At 61.7% G+C, this 16094-nt stretch carries 10 protein-coding genes; all 10 read right to left on the bottom strand.

Going from position 1 to position 16094, the window contains the following annotated elements:
* Positions 1–171: 171 nt before the first annotated feature.
* The 10 genes from H8790_RS00975 to H8790_RS00930 all read right to left on the bottom strand — a co-directional run bounded on the left by H8790_RS00975 (position 172) and on the right by H8790_RS00930 (position 16093).
* Positions 172–1788 carry a peptide ABC transporter substrate-binding protein gene (locus H8790_RS00975; RefSeq protein ID WP_187333244.1) on the bottom strand — a complete coding sequence of 539 codons (1617 nt, stop codon included), beginning with the start codon at positions 1786–1788 and terminating at the stop codon, positions 172–174.
* A 194-nt stretch (positions 1789–1982) separates the two neighbouring features.
* The gene (locus H8790_RS00970; RefSeq protein WP_187333243.1) at positions 1983–3140 is read right to left on the bottom strand and encodes a DEAD/DEAH box helicase; all 1158 of its coding nucleotides are present in this window, start codon (positions 3138–3140) and stop codon (positions 1983–1985) included.
* Positions 3141–3354: 214 nt separating this feature from the next.
* Positions 3355–5778, bottom strand: a complete 2424-nt coding sequence (locus H8790_RS00965) for a glycogen/starch/alpha-glucan phosphorylase (protein WP_187333242.1) — start codon at positions 5776–5778, stop codon at positions 3355–3357.
* 31 nt (positions 5779–5809) lie between these two features.
* Entirely contained in the window at positions 5810–7456 is a 1647-nt protein-coding gene (gene glgA, locus H8790_RS00960) for a glycogen synthase GlgA (protein ID WP_243208532.1), read from the bottom strand.
* Positions 7456–8568, bottom strand: coding sequence for a glucose-1-phosphate adenylyltransferase subunit GlgD (gene glgD / locus H8790_RS00955; protein WP_187333241.1), 1113 nt, complete (start codon positions 8566–8568; stop codon positions 7456–7458). Before glgD ends, glgA begins: the two co-directional genes overlap by 1 nt.
* A complete protein-coding gene (locus H8790_RS00950) occupies positions 8565–9773 on the bottom strand; it encodes a glucose-1-phosphate adenylyltransferase (RefSeq protein WP_187333240.1) in 1209 nt (402 codons plus the stop codon). The genes glgD and H8790_RS00950 overlap by 4 nt, the downstream gene beginning before the upstream one ends.
* Position 9774: 1 nt before the next feature.
* Positions 9775–11670, bottom strand: a complete 1896-nt coding sequence (gene glgB / locus H8790_RS00945) for a 1,4-alpha-glucan branching protein GlgB (RefSeq protein WP_187333239.1) — start codon at positions 11668–11670, stop codon at positions 9775–9777.
* 202 nt (positions 11671–11872) lie between these two features.
* Positions 11873–14119 carry an S-layer homology domain-containing protein gene (locus H8790_RS00940; RefSeq protein WP_187333238.1) on the bottom strand — a complete coding sequence of 749 codons (2247 nt, stop codon included), beginning with the start codon at positions 14117–14119 and terminating at the stop codon, positions 11873–11875.
* A 19-nt stretch (positions 14120–14138) separates the two neighbouring features.
* Positions 14139–15401: an ABC transporter permease gene (locus H8790_RS00935; RefSeq protein WP_187333237.1), complete on the bottom strand. Its 1263-nt coding sequence runs from the start codon at positions 15399–15401 to the stop codon at positions 14139–14141.
* Positions 15398–16093 carry an ABC transporter ATP-binding protein gene (locus H8790_RS00930; RefSeq protein WP_187333236.1) on the bottom strand — a complete coding sequence of 232 codons (696 nt, stop codon included), beginning with the start codon at positions 16091–16093 and terminating at the stop codon, positions 15398–15400. The genes H8790_RS00935 and H8790_RS00930 overlap by 4 nt, the downstream gene beginning before the upstream one ends.
* Position 16094 lies beyond the last annotated feature (1 nt).

Raw genomic sequence — 16094 nt, 5'->3', positions numbered from 1 at the left:
TATACGGTCCCCAGCCCTTTGACAACCCGCCAGATTGGAGGTCCAGCTCATAGAAGCACGCATGGTTCCCGCTTTTTCCGGCTCGGTTCATCGTATTAAAAACAGAAGAGGGGAGGCGCTGCCTCCCCTCCATTCTCCCTACCGCTGGCAACTGCCGCGCTGTCCGGCGCTTCAGGTCAATGTGAGCATCACACTGCCCAAGTGCCAGTGGTCCATGCTATCCTGATAAAATCCGGAGAAGCCGTACTGCGACTCCCCGTCGCTGCCCACGCTGTAGAGCGGCGCCAGTGCCGCGTCCTCCAGCAGCAGCGTCTCCGCGTCGTGCAGGCAGGCCACCCGGGCCGATTCGTCGGTGGCGCTGCGCACCACCGTCATCAGCGTGTCAAAGGCGCTGTTGCTGTAACCGGCAAAATTGTGCTCGTTGCCGCTTTCCCAGCGCTCCAAAAACCCCATGGCGTCGGCCACCGGAGAGGTGATCTCCACCGCGGCCAGGGCGTAGGTCCCGTCGGCCAGTGCCTTCTCCATCTCCTGGCCGGAAACCGCCCGCGTGCTCACCTGGACCCCAAGCTGCTCCTTCCACATCTGCACCAAAGCCTGGGCTGCCTCCGCGGCACCTTCTTCGTCCACATAGAGGTATTCCACGGCCGGGAAAGACGCGCCGTCAGCGTACCCGGCCTGGGCCAGGCTCTCCCGCGCGGCCTTGCAGTTGTCCCCGTACGCCCGGTCCGTGCCCAACAGGTCCCCTCCGCAGGAGCGGAAGCTCTCCTCCTTTGTCTCCATCACGCCGCCGGGCACAAGCCCCCGTGCGGCGGCTGCGCCGGGGCCAGCCAGCCCGGCAAGGGCGGAGCGGTCGATTGCCAGGGAAAATGCCCTGCGCACCTGGGGGTCTGAAAATGCCTCATTGCCGTTGTTCATCAGCACCGTATAGGTGGACAGGCCCTGGGGCTGAACGTACAGCTTATTTTCCAGGCGCTCCGCCAGGCGCTGGTTTGGGATGGGCGCTACAAAGTCCACCGCATTGTCCAGGAACAGGGCATAGGCGTCCTCCACCGTGTCGGCCAAGTAGAACCTGATGCTCTCCGGCCCGCCGGAGCCGTTCTCGTGATACTGCGCGTTCGCCTTGATTTCCAGGTACTCTCCCTCCCGGAGAGCAGCCACCTGATAGGCGCCGTTGGTAACGGAGCGCTCCCAGTCCTGGCCCCAGCCGTCCCGGACCAACGCCTGGCGGACCGGCATGGTGGCAGCCGCCGTACACACCTCGGTGATGAAGTAGGGGCATTTGTAGCCCAGTGTCACGCTCAGTGTGTCCTCGTCCTTGGCCTCCACCCCCAACTCCGACACATCGGCGCCGGCGCGGACCTCCTGGTAGCCCTGCACCATTTCCAGCAGGGAATGGTTGGGAGATCCCTGGGCAGGATCCACCAGGCGCTGCCACGCATAGACAAAGTCCTGGGCTGTCACATGCGTCCCATCAGACCACTTGGCATCCGGATGGAGGTGGAACGTATAGGTCACCGTCCCGTCGTGGTTGGTCTCCTCATCGTAGCTCTTTGCCGCGCCGCCGGTAAGCTCGGTCTCCTCCGACGGCGTCAGGACCGTGCGCATCAGGTTCTCATAGAGGTGCAGCACCACCGTCTCGTTGGCCTGGCCCACGGCCATGGCCGGGTCCAGGGTATCCACCTGCCCCACAATGGATGCGTTGAGGGAAAACGCACTTCCCTGCCCAGCCCCGCATCCACTCAGCAGCAACAGGCTCATCAGGGCGCACAGCACCACTCGTCTCTTCATCTGACAATCCCTCTTTTCTTGATCCATACAACCTGTTTCATCCGGGAAAGTACCCGTCATTATACTTGCTTTGCCCCAATTTGTAAAGCCGGGGCCGGCAAAACAGCGGCAAATCATAACAAATTTAAGAATTGTTTACATTTTGCTGGGCCCTGGATGCAAAAAGCGCGGAGCAGCCTTGCTCCGCGCTCAACCTATTCGACCTCCACCAGCGTGCCGTCCTCGTTGAAGCGCACGTTGAGGATTTGGTTTTTCGTAAACTTGGCAATGTCGTCCATCCGCATTTTGGAGGGGTAGTCGGAGACAAAGGTCACCGCCACGCCGTGGCGCTTGGCCCGGCCCGTGCGGCCGATGCGGTGGATGTAGTCCTGGTTCTCATCCGGCACATCGCAGTTGAACACCGCGTCCACGTCGTCCACGTCAATGCCCCGGGCGGCCACATCCGTGGCCACGAACACCCGCAGCTCCCCCTTGCGGAACCGGTCCATCACCTGCTCCCGCTTGCGCTGGGGGATGTCGCCGTGGATGCACTCCGCGTCCACGCCCCGCATCTGCAAAAACTTGGTGATCCGCTCCGTGGAGCCCTTGGTGTTGCAGAAGACCATCACCCGCTCCAGCTCCCCGTTTTCGATGAGCTTCACAATGGCGTCGGTCTTTTCGCTCTGGGGCAGCTCCATGCGGAACTGAAGGATGTCCGGCTTGTTCTGCTCGTCGGGCCGCACCTCGATCTCCACCGCGTCCCGCTGATAGACCCAGGCGATGTCCATGACCTCCCGGGAGATGGTGGCGGAAAAAAGGCCCAGGTTCCGCCGCTTGTCCATCCGGTCCAGCAGCTTGGTCACATCGTGGATAAAGCCCATGTCCAGCATCCGGTCCGCCTCGTCCAGCACCACGGTCTGGGCTGTGTCCACCCGGACGGTGCGGCGCTTCATGTGGTCGGCCAGCCGCCCCGGCGTGGCCACCACGATCTGGGGGTTTTTCTTCAGCGCATCGATCTGCTTGCCGATGGGCTGCCCGCCGTAGAGGCAGACGATCCGCACGCCCGGCCGAAAGGCGGCCAGGTCCCGCAGCTCCCCAGCGGTCTGCATGGCGAGCTCCCGGGTGGGGGCCAGGATCACCGCCTGCACCTCCTCATTGTCCGGGTTGATGTGCTCGATGATGGGGATGCCGAAGGCAAAGGTCTTGCCCGTCCCGGTAGGGGCCTTGGCGATGACGTCCTTCCACTCCCGCATGGGCGGGATGCATCCGGCCTGCACCGGGGTGGACGTCTCGATCCCCTTTTTCTCAATGGCGCGCATGATCTCCGGCGTCAGGCCCAAAGTGTCAAAGCGCACGCCCTGTGTAATTTCCATAGTCTGTTCCTCTTTTTATCCTCTATTCTCTCCCGCATATGGTGGGGATTTGCAAAAAAGTGACGGAAATACTCCGTCAGGATAGATCATACCGGATATTTGGCAAAAATGCAAGTAAAATCAGCTTTTCCTCCAAAAAGGCGCTTTGAAGGGACAAAAAAGGGCGCGGCAATCGGCGCCGCGCCCTTTTCATCCGTTTTTAGCGGAATAAGACTCACCTGTGGCCCACATGCCAGATGTGGTCGGCGTATTCCGCCACGGCCCGGTCCGCGGCAAACATGCCGGAGCGGGCGATGTTGTGCAGGCTCATGCGGTTCCACTCCGCCGGATTGGCGTAGGTTTCCACCATCCGCTTCTCTGCCGCGCAGTAGGCGGCAAAGTCCGCCAGCAGCAGATATTCATCTGCCGCGCAGTTGCTCCCGGTCACCAGCCGGGCAAAGAGGTCCTCATAGCTCACGCCGTCCCGGAATCCGGTTTTCAGCTGATCCAGCGCCCGGCGGAGGATGGGGTCCCGGGCGTAGAGCCGCTGGGGCAGGTATCCCCTGGCCTTGAGCTCCGCCACCTCGTCGGCGTGAAGGCCGAAGAGGAACATGTTTTCATCGCCCAACAAGTCGTGCATCTCCACGTTGGCGCCGTCCAGGGTCCCCACCGTCAGCGCGCCGTTCATCATAAACTTCATATTGCCGGTTCCGCTGGCTTCCTTGCCCGCGGTGGAAATCTGCTGGCTGACCTCACTGGCGGGGATCAGCTGCTCCGCCAGGGACACCCGGTAGTTTTCCAAAAACACCACCTGGAGCTTATCCTTGCAGATGGGGTCGTGGTTGATCTGGTCCGCCAGGGAGTTGATGAGGTGGATGATCCGCTTGGCCACCGCATAGCCCGGCGCCGCCTTGGCGCCGAAGAGGAAGGTCTGGGGCTGCATGGACCGGCCGGGATCGTCCTGAAGCTGCTGGTACAGGGTGATGATGTGCAGCGCGTTGAGAAGCTGGCGCTTATACTCGTGGAGCCGCTTGACCTGCACGTCGAAAATGGCGTCCGGGTTGAGCACCACATCCTGAGTTCTGCGGGCATAGTCGGCAAAGGCCTCCTTGTTCTTCCGCTTGATCTCCGAAAGACGCTGAAGCACCTCCGCGTCGTCCGCGTAATCATCCAGCCTGCTCAGCGCCGTGGGGTGGAGCAGATACTCGTCTCCCCCGGCCAGGTCCCGGATCAGCCGGTCCAATCCGGGGTTGATTTCAGAGAGCCAGCGGCGGTGGTCGATGCCGTTGGTGACGTTTTGGAACTTCCACGGCTCCATGCCGTAGGCATTGCGGAAGAGGTCTTTTTTCAATATGCCGGAGTGGAGGCCGCTGACTCCGTTTACCGCCATACCGCCGGCGATGCAAAGGTTCGCCATGCGGACCTGGCCGCCCCAGATAATGGCCATGTCCTCGGTTTTTGTGCTGTCGTGGTAGAAGTCCTCTACCTTCTTCTGCCAGCGGTTGGAAATCTCCACCAGGACCTGCCAGATCCGGGGCAGGTTCCGCTGGATCAGGTCCTGGGGCCAGCGCTCCAGGGCCTCGGAGAGCACTGTGTGGTTGGTGTAGGCCACAGAGTGGGTGGTGATGTACCACGCCTCATCCCAGCTCAGGCCCGCGTCGTCGATGAGCAGGCGCATCAGCTCCGGGATCACCAGGGCCGGGTGGGTGTCGTTGACCTGGAACACGTTTTTCTCATGGAAGTTCTTCAGCGTGCCGTAGGTCTCCAGGTGGCGGCGGGCCACGCTCTGCACCGTGGCGGAGACAAAGAAGTACTGCTGCTTTAAGCGCAGGGACTTGCCCTCGATGTGTTTATCCTCCGGGTAGAGCACCTTGGCGATGACCTCCGCCATGGCGTGGGCCTCGGTGGCCTTGAGGTACTCGCCCTGGGAGAAAAGGGACATGTCCACAGGGGAAGGGGATTTGGCGTCCCAGAGCCGCAGGGTATTGGTATGGCGCGTCTCGTAGCCGGCGATCTCCATGTCGCAGGGGATGGCCAGCACAGTCTGGTAATTTTCATGGACCACATGGTGGTACCCGTCCGCCCAGAACTCCCGGATGTTCCCGCCGAAGTGGACCTCCTCCGTCTCCTGGGGCTTGGGCATCAGCCATGCGTCGCCCAGGTCCTTCCAGTTGTCCGGCAGCTCCACCTGCTGCCCCTCGATGATCTTCTGGCGGAAGAGGCCCAGCTCATAGCAGATGGAGTATCCGGTGGCCGGAATCTCCAGGGTGGTCATGCTGTCCAGGTAGCAGGCGGCCAGGCGGCCCAGGCCGCCGTTTCCAAGGGCGGCGTCCGGCTCCAGCTCAAAGATGTCCGCCGCCCGGAAGCCCAAATTCTCCAGGGCCTGGCGCAGCTGGGGCAGAAGCCCCAGGTTGTATGCGTTTTTCATCAGGCTGCGGCCCATGAGAAATTCCAGGGACATATAGTGCACCTGGCGCTTTTCCTCCCGGCGGACCATCTGCTTGGTCTCCACCTCACGGATCGCCATCATATCCCGCAGCACCAGGGCGCAGGCCTTCATCATCTGGGCGTCGGTGGCCTCTTCCACCGTACTGCCGAAATTCAGGCGCAGCTTGGCTCCCAGCGCTCCCTCCAATGTCTTGCTCGTCACAGTTGCCATTTACGTTGAGTTTCCTTTCTGTACCCGGGGGTCAGCCCAGGATTTTGTCATAAATGCGCCGGTATTCCTCTGCGCTCCGCCGCCAGCTGTAATCGCCGGTCATGCCGCGCAGCTGAAGCCGGCGGAAGGCTTCCCGGTCGCCGCGGTACAGCTCCACCGCCTGGCTGATGACGCTGAGCATATCAGCGCCGTCGTAGTTGGCGAAGGTGAAGCCATTCCCGCTGTCCCGCCACGCCTCATAGGGCTGGACCGTATCCTTCAGCCCTCCGGTCTCCCGGACGATGGGCACGGTGCCGTAGCGCATGGCAATCATCTGGCTCAGCCCGCAGGGCTCGCTGCGGGAGGGCATCAGGAACAGGTCCGCCCCGGCGTAGACGTTCATGCTCATGGCCTCGTTGTAGCCGATGTAGGCGCACATGCGGCCGGGATAGTGCTGCTGGGCCCAGCGGAAAAATTCCTCGTACTTATAGTCTCCCTTACCCACCAGGACCATCTGGACCGGCAGTTCCATCAGAGCCTGGAACGACTGCTGCACCAAATCCAGACCCTTGTGGGATACCAGGCGGGAGACCATGCCGATCACCGGGGTATCCGCCTCCTCCCGCAGCCCCAGCAGCCGCTGCAGCTCCGATTTGTCCCGGGCCTTGCCGGAGAGGTCCTCCGCGCTGTAGGTGGCGGCAATGGTGCGGTCCTCCTCCGGATTGTAGCGCTCCATGTCCAGCCCGTTGAGCACGCCATAGAGCTTGTCGCTGCAATTGCTGACGATGCTCTCCAGCCCATGGGCAAAATAGGCGAACTTCAGCTCCTGGGCGTAGGTTGGAGACACGGCGGTCACCGCGTCGGCGCAGAGCATGGCGCCTTTGATCAGATTGATGTCCCCATCCATCTCCAGTGTGCCGTCCCGGAGCCATCCGGCGTTCAGGCCAAAGAGGTCCCCCAGTGTCTCCTTGCCGTAGCGGCCCTGGTATTCAATATTATGCACCGTAATCACCGTTCGAATCCCCTGGAGCCCTTCCTCCCGAACGCCGTCGTCCTTCAAATATACGGGAACCAGGGCGCTCTGCCAGTCGTTGCAGTGGATCACCTGGGGCCAGAAGTCCAGATGGGGCAGCAGTTCCACCACGGCGCGGCAGAAATAGGCAAACCGCTCGCCGTCGTCATAGTAGCCGTAAAGCTCCGGGCGCTTAAAATACTGCTCGTTGTCCACAAAGTACCATGTGACCCCGTCCTTCTCCATACGGAACAGACCGCAGTACAGGCTGCGCCATGCCAGTCGGACATAGATGTACTTCATAAACTCCAATTTGTCGCCGAAAGCATCTTTCACCTTCTGGTACAGCGGCAGGATCACCGCCACCTGGTTGCCTGCAGCGGCCAGGGCCTGGGGCAGGGAGCCGGCCACGTCGGCCAGTCCCCCGGTCTTGCAAAAGGGCACCGCTTCGCTGGTCACATATAAGATGCGCCTTGGAGCCGGTTCGGCCGCAGCGGGAAAACCCGCCGCCTCATTCACAGATAGAGAGTCCATCGTCTCCCCGGCGGCAACAGTGCTCTCCCGAGTGGTTTTATCTGCGCCCTTTTTCACCGCTTTTTTTGCACCAGCCGGTTTGCTCTTTGCGGTATTCTTCTCAGCGGGCTTGGCGGCCTTCCTAAGTTCTCCGTTTCCTTTTTTCGTAGTCATCACACGATCGCTCCTTTTGATACCACCACGGGGTAGGTTTCATGGCCCATCAGATGGCGCCCTTCCAGAATCTCCACTTTCTTATCCGCAATGACATAGTGCAGCACCGCGTCGCGGCGCACCACAGCGCCCTTGAACAGCACGCAGTTGCGCACCTCCGCCCCCCGTTCCACCGTGACCCCGGGGAAGAGGATGGAATTCTCCACCGTGCCCTCCACAAAGCAGCCGTCCGCCACCAGTGAGTTGCGGCAGGCCGTCTGGGGGTCGATATAGGCGGAGGCTTCGTCGCCGCTCTTGGCCCGGATCGGCCGCTCCGGGCAGAAGAGGTCCTTCCGTATGGCCGGGTCAAGCAGCTGCATGCTGCGGTCGTAATACTCCTTCACGGAGCGGATCTGGGCGGCGAACCCGTTCCAGATGAACGCCCGGATGTTCAGCGTACTTCCCTGGGCCTGCAGCACATCCCGGCGCAGGCTGTACTGGTCGTGGCTGGCGCAGTAGTCCACCAGGTCGATGAGCAGCCGGGTGGAGATGACGTAGACCTCCAGGGAGCGGTTGCCACGGGGGCAGTTGGTGTGATAGACCGTGTCGATCACACGGCCCGTGTCATCAATCTGGAAATAGGTGCCATCGTCCACCTGGAAGCAGTCGTTGCCGCATACCACCGTAATGTCCGCACCGGAGGCCATGTGGTGCTCCAGCACCCGGTCCAACGGCAGGTTCACCACCAGGTCCCCATCCATCATCACCACGTAGTCCTGGCGGATTTCGTCCAGGTAAGAGCGGACGCCGGCCAGCGCCTCCATCTTTCCCCGGAAGGCCCTGTCGCCCCACTGCTGGGTAAAGGCAAAGGGCGGGAGAATCTTCAATCCGCCCCGCTTGCGGCTCAGGTCCCAATTCTTGCCGGTGCCCAGATGGTCCAGAAGGCTCTGGTACCGGCCATGGAGCACCACTCCCACGTCGGTGACTCCGGCGTTGATCAGATTGGACAGCCCGAAATCCACCGCCCGGTAGCGTCCGCCGAAGGGAATGGAGGATGGGGAGCGGAATTCGCTGAGCTCCCGCAGGTTGTTCCGCTTTTCATAACAGAATATGATTCCATGCATCCCGTTCATCTTGACACCTCCTCACCGCTGCGATCCAAAATGGTCTTGGGTGCGATCACCCGGCCCGCCTCCACCTCCGTGCCCGGGCCCAGCACTGCCAGGCCCCAATTCACAGGCTCCACCCGCTCCGGGTCGTCCCCAACTTTGGCTCCGGCGCGGATGCGGCAGTTTTCACCCAAGATCGCGTAGCGCACCACGGCGCCCCGCTCCACCGTGACCCCGGGCATCAGCACGGAATAAGAGACCTCCGCCCCCTCCTCCACCGTTACATCCGGAGAAAGAACGGAGTTTTTCACCGTGCCCTGAAGGTCGCAGCCCCGGCTGATGGCGCTGTTGGAAATTTCCACCTGAGAACCCAAAAAGGCCGGGGGCAGCGAGGTGGTCCTGGCATAAATGGGCCAGTCGGGGTCCAGCAGGTCCAGCCCCGTGTCCCGGGCCAGCATATCCATATTGGCGTCCCACAAGGACTCCAGGGTGCCCACGTCCTTCCAGTAGCCGGAGAAGCGGTAGGCCGCCATCTTCTCCCCCTCCCTCAGCATGGCGGGGATGATGTTCTTGCCGAAGTCGTTGCTGGAGGCGTCATCCCTTTCATCCTCGATGAGATAGCGGCGCAGGGTCTGCCAGGAGAAGACATAGATGCCCATGGAGGCCAGGTTGCTCTTGGGCGCTTTGGGTTTTTCCTCAAATTCGGTGATGCGGTCGGACTCATCCACGTTCATGATGCCGAAGCGGGGCGCCTCGTCCCAGGGCACCTCCATGACGGAGATGGTGCAGGCCGCGCCGCTCTCCTTATGGCGTCTGACCATCAGGGAGTAGTCCATCTTGTAAATGTGGTCGCCGGAGAGGATCACCACGTAGTCCGGGTCATAGAGGTCGATGAATCCCATGTTCTGGTAGATGGCGTTGGCGGTGCCCTTGTACCAGGTCCCGCCGGTGGCGGACTGGTAGGGCGGCAGGATGTGGACGCCGCCGTCGGTGTGGTCCAGGTCCCAGGGCTGGCCGTTGCCAATATAGCTATTGAGCTCCAGCGGCCGGTACTGGGTCAGGACGCCCACCGTGTCGATTCCTGAGTTGGCGCAGTTGGACAGCGGGAAATCAATGATGCGGAACTTCCCGCCGAAGGGGACCGCCGGCTTTGCCATCTCCCCGGTGAGCACGTAGAGCCGGCTTCCCTGTCCGCCTGCCAGCAGCATGGCGATGCACTCTTTTTTCATTTTACACCATCCCTTTCCTTTCCTTACCCTGGAGTGATGAACTGCGTTTGCTTCCACGGCGGGCCTCTCCCCGGAAGAATACGGCGCCAAAGGGCGGGATGCGGATGGCAATGGACTGGGGCTTCCCGTGGGAGGGGACCTGCTCCACCGCTATCGCCGTCTCATTGGAAACGCCGCTGCCGCCGTAGGCGGGGTCGTCCGTGTTGAAGATTTCTCTGTAGCGCGCTTTGTCGTTCACGCCGAAGCGGTAGTTCTCATAGGTATTGGGGGAAAAGTTGACGGCGCAGACCACTTCCCTGCCCGCCTTGTCCCTGCGCAGGAACACGGCCACATTGTTCTGGTTGTCGTCGGCCACCAGCCACTCAAATCCGGCCCAGTCCCGGTCCACCTCCCACAGCGGGCTCTGGTGGAGGTAAAAGTGGTTCATGTCCCGGAAAAACTGCTGGGTCTGCTGGTTTTCGGTATGATCCAGCAGATACCAGTCCAGAGCGCTGCCCGCGTCCCACTCATGCCACTGGCCCAGCTCCGCGCCCATAAACATCAGCTTCTTGCCGGGATGGGCCATCATATAGGCGTAAAATCCCCGCAGGCACTGGAGCTGCGTCCGGTAGTCCCCGGGCATCTTCCCCACCAGCGAGCCCTTCATGTGCACCACCTCGTCGTGGGACACGGGGAGGATATAGTTCTCAGAAAAGGCATACATCATGGAAAAGGTCAAATCCCTGTGATGGTGCTGGCGGAAATAGGGGTCTAACTTCAGATAATGGCACATGTCATTCATCCAGCCCATGTTCCACTTCAGGTTGAAGCCCAGCCCACCCTCCTCCGGCGGATAGGTGACGAGGGGCCAGGCGGTGGACTCCTCCGCCACCATCAGTACGCGGGGGTTGACGGCAAAGGCCGTGCGGTTCAAATCCCGCAGGAAGTCGATGGCTTCCAGGTTCTCCTTCCCGCCGTAGTGGTTAGGCGTCCATGCTCCGTCGGGCCGGTCATAGTCCAAGTACAGCATGGAGGCCACCGCGTCCACCCGCAGGCCGTCGATGTGGTACTCCCGCAGCCAGAACGCGGCCGAGGAGAGCAGAAACTCCCGGACCTCCCGCTTGCCATAGTCAAAGACCCGGGTGCCCCATCCCGCGTGCTCCCGCTTGTTGGGGTCGGCGTACTCATAGCAGCAGCTGCCGTCAAACTCATAGAGCCCCTGCTCATCCTTACAGAAGTGGGCGGGCACCCAATCCAGTATGACGCCGATGCCGCGGCGGTGCATGCAGTCCACGAAATACATGAAGTCGTGGGGCGTGCCGAACCGGGACGTGGGAGCGAAATACCCGGTGCACTGATAGCCCCAGGAGTCGTCCAGAGGGTGTTCCGTCACTGGCAGCAGCTCCACATGGGTGTAGCCCATGCCGCTCACATAGGTGGACAGCTCCTCCGCCAGGCTCCTGTAATCGTAAAACGCCCCGTCCTCCCGCCGCCTCCAGGACCCAAGGTGCACTTCATAGATGTTCAGCGGCCGGTCGTAGAGCTCCCTTGGCTTCCAGCGGCCGTCCCTCCACTGGTAGCCGGAGAGGTCGTAGAGCTTGCTGGCCGTGCCGGGGCGGGTCTCCGCGTGGAAGGCATAGGGGTCGCTCTTCCACACCTCCTGCCCGCCCTGCCCCACAACGGCGTATTTGTACGTGTCGTATTGGGCAAGGCCGGGGACAAACGCCTCCCAGTCCTGGTCTTTTCTCTCCATTGGGGTTGCCGAGGGATCCCACCCGTTGAATTCTCCCACCACGGAAACGCTGCGTGCCTGGGGCGCCCAGACCCGGAAGCGCCATCCGGCCCGTCCGTCTCTCTCTTCCGGATGGGCGCCGTATCTCTCATAGTCCCTGGCGATGGTCCGATCTCCCAATTCCATATGGTTCCCTCTCTCCGGATCCCGCGCAGGGTAATCCTTTCCAAAATAAGGAATAAATTACCAACTCTTAGGCAGGAATCCATCTTGTATTTACACTTTATATTATAGGCTTCCCCCATTGCAGCGTCAAGAAAGCGAATGTCACAAAAAGCAGCGCTGCCGACAGACAATTCTGTCAGCAGCGCCACAGGTTCGATTCAATTCATCGCACTTCGACAACGCGGATCTTTCCGCCCTCATCCACAGTGCGGTCGTAGTAGAGCGTCGCTGTGGAGGCGAAGGCCCGGGCCGCGCTGAGGGTCAGGAACTTCCCGGTGGTCCGGTTGTAGCAGACCACATCCTCGCTGACGGGATAGGTCACACCGTCCACCGTCACATACTCGCTGGACTTCCACGCGTTGTTGGGCACATTGTCCAGCTGCTTCAGGCTCATCACGGCCACCACCTGGCTTCCGGCGGAGTTGACGGCGATGCCCGCAAAGGAGCCATCGGCAAACTTATAGGCCGAGGTGGCGCTGACGGATTTGCCGTTGTCATAGCTCACGGTGAGGCTGTCGTCCTCCATCCGCACCCGGCCGTAGGTGAAGGTGTCGCCGGTGACGTTGTTGAGGATCAGCAGGCTCACCCGGCCCGCCCAGTCATACTCGGCAAAGGCGATGTTGGAGCCGTTGATCTTGCTCTGGACGATCTGGGTCAGGACGATGGGCTGCACCGGGGCGTTGGCGTGGGCCTTTTCGTAGACCATCACGTTGTCGGCCAGGGCGGCGCTGCCCAATTTGCGGGTAGACATGTCCAGGGTGTTGTAGCCGCTGCCGCTGAGGGTGGCCAGGGAGATGGTCCCCCGGCGGGCGGAGGACACCCGCACCAGCTGGCCCAGGAGCTTGGCGTTGTAGCTTTCGCTGGTATCCGTATTTCCGGTCAGCTCCAGGCCGCTGAGCAGCTGCACCGTGGCGGAGGTTCCGGAGGCGGCGGTCACCATGCCGATGGCGTTGGAGCGGGTGGCGGCGGTATTGGCCACGGCGCCCGCCACCTTGTTGTCCACGGTAAGCAGCAGCGACACGCTGTCGTTCACCTTAAAGCCGGACAGCATCTCGCCGGCGCTGGGCAGCACCTCGAACTCATGGCCGATCACCGTCAGGCTGGTGGGGGCTTCAAAGTTGGGGTACACGTTCTCGATGACGCCGGTGAGGCGGGTGTCGCAGACCTGGATGGTGTTGGTGGCCGCGTTGTAGGTGGCCACGTCGTTGGCGCGCAGGTCAGAGGAGGTGATCGTGAGGCCGTTTTTGCTCAGCTTATAGTTGGTGCTTCCGCCGGTCAGGGAGGTAAAGCCGTTGGTGGAGCCCTTGGCCAGCACCACCACTGCATCGGTGGTGGACTCGCTGCCGGAGAAGACGTACTCCGCCGTGCCCGCGGCATTGAAGTAGACCGTCACGGAGTTTCCCGCCCGCAGGTAGGTGTACATCTCGCCGTAGGTGGTCTTCTCGCCATTGTGGTAGGCCACGGTCTTGGCGGTGACCTCATAGCGGTGGCCGGAGCTGTCCTGGAGGTAGCCGGCTTTGGCCACGGACAGGTTGAAGGTCTCCGAGCTGCCGGCCTTGACAGGCACAAAGGTCAGCGCCTTGCCGGAGGCGTCCAGCAGCACCGTGCCCTTTCGGCCGTTGAGGAGGCCCGAGCCGCTGTTCCGGGCCGGCTTATAGGTGCCGTCGGAGGTCTGCAGGGCTCCGGAGGAGCCGTCGGAGGCAGTGGCGGAGCAGGACAGCAGCACGGTGTCCGCCACCAGGGAGTTGGCAATGGAGGCGGCGTAGGTGGAGGTGGAGTCCTTCATGTTGGTGTTGAGCAGGTTCACAAAGAGCTGGGCCGCCTTACCCCGGGTGATGGAGGCGGAGCCGGTGAGCTTCAGCCCGTCGGTGAGGCCGATGGTGGACGCGGCGTTCAGGTAGCCGTCGGGCCACACGGCGCCCACGTCCTTATCCGCATAGCCCAGAAGGCGCATCAAAATGGTGACCGCCTGGCCATAAGTGACAATGCTGTCCGGACGGAAAGTGCCGTCGGGATAGCCGGCGATGATGCCGGGGCGGGCCGCCGTTTCCTCGGTGGCCTTCTCCCCGCGGACAGCCATGTTGATGTATCCGGAGGCCCAATGGCTGGCCTTCACGTCCGGGAAGATGGTGTAGTTTTTATACTGGCCCACCTGGTCGGCGCCGTTTTTGGTCATCAGCACCGCCATCTTGCAAAACTGCGCGCGGGTCAGCGTGGCGTTGGGGCGGAAGGTGCCGTCTGCATAGCCGTCCAGCACGCCCATCATCCGGAGCACCTCCACATTGGAGGCCGTGTCCGGGTCGTTCAGGTCGGAAAACGTGTTCTCCGCCGCCAGGGCGGAAAAGGGCGTCAGGCAGGAGACCATCAGGGCCAGCGCCAGCAGGAGGGAAATGCGTTTTGTCTTTCTCATATTCATACCACTTCTTTCTTTACTCCGCGCGCAGCGCTTCCACCGGCTGGAGCCGGGAAGCCTTCATGGCGGGATAAATACCGAAAATAATGCCCAGTGCAACGGACAGGATGAACGCGGACAGCGTGATCCACGCCGGCGGGAACAGGATCAGGTGCAGCAGCAGCTTGCCGGCGATCAGCGTGCAGAGGATGCCTAAGATGATGCCTAAGATACCGCCCACGCCGCAGATCATGGCCGCCTCGATGAGGAACTGGGTCACGATGGAGCGCCGCTCGGCGCCAATGGCCCGGCGGATGCCGATTTCACGGGTCCGCTCGGTGACCGTGACCAGCATGATGTTCATGATGCCGATGCCGCCCACCAGCAGGGAGATGAAGGCGATGCCGCCCAGCACCAGGGACATCATCATGGTGGCCTGGTTGTTGCTCTCCTGCCACTGGTTCTCGCTGTAGACCTGCTTCCAGCCCTGGTTCATGTCGATGATGCCGCCCAGGAAGGCGTCGATCCGGCTGATGGCCTGGGTGGTGGCCTCCTTGCTGGCGGCCTTGACCACGAACTCGCTCATCTGCTGGTCCGGGGCCAGCAGGCGGCTGGCGGTGTAGGGGAAGACAATGATGTTGTCCATGGACCAGTCGCTGTCCGGGTCCTTTTCCGCATAGACCCCGATCACAAGAAAGGGGTTGCCGTTGACCTGGATCTCCTTGCCCACGGGATCCGCATAGTCAAAGAAGGTCTGGGCCGCCCGGGCGCCCAAAACGCAGACCTGACCATAGGAATCGATGTCGATCTTGCTCAGATCCCGCCCCTGGGCGATCTGGAAATTGTTGCAGATGGCGTACTGGTCGCTTCCAAAGTACAGCTGGGGCGGATAGACATTATCCATGCCGCCGCCTCCGCCATCCATGGAAACAGCCATTCCTCCGCCGTAATACATGCCGCCCCCGCCCATCTTGGCACTGCTCTTGTTGCCATAGACCACGGTGGCGCCGAAAGAGGCGTTGGGCGTCACGCCCAGGACATAGTCCGAAAGGCTGTTGCAGTAGTCGTAGAGCTCGTCAAAAATGTCTTTGTTGTTCCACTGGTAGGCGCTCACGTTGATCTTGTTGGTTCCCAGGCTCTCATAGTACTTTTGCATCTCAAGGTTGGAGCCGTTGACTGTGGACACAATGGTCATCACCGAGGCGATGCCGATGATGATGCCCAGCATGGTCAGCATGGAGCGGCCACGGTTGGAGAGGATGGATTTGATGGCCATTTTGATGGCCTGTGTAATATTCATGCCCAGTCCACCTCCTGCAGATGGTCGTCCACGATCTTTCCGTCGCTGATGCGGACGACCCGCTTGGCGGTGGCGGCGATGCCGTTGTCATGGGTGATGAGGATGACGGTGCTGCCCTCCCGGTTGAGCTGCTGCAAAAAGCCAAGCACCTCGTGTCCGGTCTTGGAGTCCAGGGCGCCCGTGGGCTCGTCGGCCATGATGATGGGCGGGCTGGTGGCGATGGCCCGGGCAATGGCCACACGCTGCTGCTGGCCGCCGGACATCTCAGTGGGCTTGTGGCCGCCCCGGTTTCCCAGGCCCACCCGCTCCAGCGCCGCCTGAGCCAGGTCGTGGCGGCGCTCGCCGTTGATTCCCTGGTAGATCAGCGGAAGCTCCACATTCTCCTTTGCGGTGAGGGCGGGGATCAGGTTGAAGCCCTGGAAGATGAACCCGATCTGCTTGTTGCGGATATGGGACAGCTCCCGGTCCGTAAGCTCCTTCACATCCACGCCGTCTAAGAAGTAGTCGCCGTAGGTGGGGACATCCAGACAGCCCAGGAGGTTCATCATGGTGGACTTGCCTGAGCCGGAGGCGCCCACCACCGCCACAAACTCGCCGCGGTCGATGGCAAGCGACACGCCGTCCAGAGCCCGCACCTCGCTCTCCAGGCCCTCGCCGTATATCTTGTAGACGTTGCGCAATTCAGCTAACATG

It is taken from the genome of Oscillibacter hominis, from assembly GCF_014334055.1.
Taxonomy (GTDB): Bacteria; Bacillota; Clostridia; order Oscillospirales; family Oscillospiraceae; genus Oscillibacter; species Oscillibacter hominis.
Note: the sequence above shows the minus strand (reverse complement) of the source record. Positions and strands in the feature narration are given on the sequence as shown.

Excerpts from the sequence above, each read along its gene's own strand:
- H8790_RS00970 (WP_187333243.1), bottom strand. The coding sequence starts at position 3,140 with ATGGAAATTACACAGGGCGTGCGCTTTGACACTTTGGGCCTGACGCCG.
- glgA (WP_243208532.1), bottom strand. The coding sequence starts at position 7,456 with ATGACTACGAAAAAAGGAAACGGAGAACTTAGGAAGGCCGCCAAGCCC.
- H8790_RS00940 (WP_187333238.1), bottom strand. The coding sequence starts at position 14,119 with ATGAGAAAGACAAAACGCATTTCCCTCCTGCTGGCGCTGGCCCTGATG.
- glgB (WP_187333239.1), bottom strand. The coding sequence starts at position 11,670 with ATGGAATTGGGAGATCGGACCATCGCCAGGGACTATGAGAGATACGGC.
- H8790_RS00965 (WP_187333242.1), bottom strand. The coding sequence starts at position 5,778 with ATGGCAACTGTGACGAGCAAGACATTGGAGGGAGCGCTGGGAGCCAAG.
- H8790_RS00935 (WP_187333237.1), bottom strand. The coding sequence starts at position 15,401 with ATGAATATTACACAGGCCATCAAAATGGCCATCAAATCCATCCTCTCC.
- H8790_RS00975 (WP_187333244.1), bottom strand. The coding sequence starts at position 1,788 with ATGAAGAGACGAGTGGTGCTGTGCGCCCTGATGAGCCTGTTGCTGCTG.
- H8790_RS00930 (WP_187333236.1), bottom strand. The coding sequence starts at position 16,093 with ATGTTAGCTGAATTGCGCAACGTCTACAAGATATACGGCGAGGGCCTG.
- glgD (WP_187333241.1), bottom strand. The coding sequence starts at position 8,568 with ATGAACGGGATGCATGGAATCATATTCTGTTATGAAAAGCGGAACAAC.
- H8790_RS00950 (WP_187333240.1), bottom strand. The coding sequence starts at position 9,773 with ATGAAAAAAGAGTGCATCGCCATGCTGCTGGCAGGCGGACAGGGAAGC.